This window comes from Solicola agrisoli, from assembly GCF_049059935.1.
In the GTDB taxonomy this organism is placed as follows: domain Bacteria; phylum Actinomycetota; class Actinomycetes; order Propionibacteriales; family Nocardioidaceae; genus JAURVT01.
Genome location: NZ_JBMGQR010000150.1, coordinates 1 through 1,525 on the forward strand (window position 1 = coordinate 1; position 1,525 = coordinate 1,525).

The window sequence follows — 1,525 nt, forward strand, 5'->3', positions numbered from 1 at the left end:
CGCGGCGTCGTCGTCGACGGCCGCGGGCAAGCAGTGGTGGTCCAAGTCGATCGCGTGGCTGATCGCGTTCGTGCTCTACAAGCCGGTCGCGGCGCTGATCTACGCCGGGGCGTTCAAGATGCTGTCCGACGAGAACACGGTGGTCACGCAGATCACCGGTGTGGTCGCCGTGCTCATGGCGATCTTCGCGCTCCCGGCGATGATGCGGTTCCTCGTCCCGGCCACCGCGCAGATGACTGCCGGCAACGCCGGCACCATGGCGCTGGGCCTGGTCGGGGCGGCCGCAGCAACCGGTGCGGTCGTGGCCACCGGCGGTGGCGCCGCGGCCGGTGGCGGGTTCAGCGGCGCGACCAGCGCCCCCACCGGCGGCGGCATGTCGACCGCTGGTCCCGGTGGGGGTGGACCCGGTGGCGGTGGTGGTGCCCCGTCTGGTGCTCCCGCAGGTGGCGGGTCGGGCGGCTCGGGCACGTCACCCGATGGGCCGATGCCGACCGGCGCATCCGGCTCCGGCGACGCGGGCGGCGACGACAGCAGCGGCACCAGCGCCTCGGGAACCTCCGACGCGCCTAGCGGCGGCGCCCCGGTCCCGTCCGGCAGCGGCGCGGGCCCGTCGGGCTCAGGTGCCCCGGTCTCGGGCGGCGCGGTCTCCGGCGGCTCCGCCGCGGGCGGGTCGTCGGGCGCGACGTCGTGGCACGACGTGGCGGGCGCAGCGCGGACCGGCGCGGATCTGGGCAGACGAACCAATGAGGGCGCCTCTGGCGCCGTGGAGGAGAACTGATGACCACCAACACCAGTGCTGCTACGCCCGCGCGCCCGACGTACGGCAACTGGGTCGCCCAGCGGTCCCCTGGGCTGGGTTCGGCCGGGCTGATCGCCTCGGCGATCCTTCTCGGCGGCGGCGTGCTCGCGATGATCACCCTGCTCGTCGCCGGCATCGTCGTCGCGCTGGTGGTCGCCGCGGTCACCAGTCTCGCGTTCGTCGCGGTCGGGACCCCGATCGGCGTCACCGTGCTGCGCCGAGTCGCGTTCGGCCGCCAGGTCCGCCAGCGCGCCCACCAGGGCCGCACCGGCGTCCTCACCCGATCCCCGCGCCCGCACAACCGGCTCCCTGGCATGCTCGGCCGCACCAGCCTGCTCGAGAAGAACGACGCCTACGGCAACCCGTTCGTCGTCATCAAGAACCCCCGCAAACGCGGCCTGTTCACGATCGTCGCCCGCTGCATCGCCGAGGGCCCAGCCCTGCAGGACCAGGCCCGGCTGAACCAGTGGGTCGGCGGCTACGCCGGCGTGCTGTCCTCCCTCGGCGCCGAACCCGCCTTGGTGTGCGCCAAGGCAATCACCGACACCGCCCCCGACCCCGGCGGCCGCCTCGAATCACTGGTGATGAACGCCCGCGCCGAGGGTGCCCCGGACCTGGCCCGGGCGGTGATGGACGAGTGCGTGCGCACCTACTCGGAGACCTCGTCGGAGAACGTCACCTACTTCGAGCTCACCTTCCGCGGGCACGGCCTGTCGCGCCGCGGAC

Annotated in this window: 1 protein-coding gene and 1 pseudogene; both read left to right on the plus strand. The window is 73.9% G+C overall.

The window, feature by feature from the left end:
- Positions 1 to 778, plus strand: a pseudogene (locus ACI6PP_RS23175) (hypothetical protein); the annotation flags it as partial.
- Positions 778 to 1,525, plus strand: a 748-nt coding sequence (locus tag ACI6PP_RS23180; RefSeq protein WP_421114117.1) for an SCO6880 family protein, incomplete at its 3' end; no start/stop codon positions are given. The pseudogene ACI6PP_RS23175 and the gene ACI6PP_RS23180, both read left to right, overlap by 1 nt.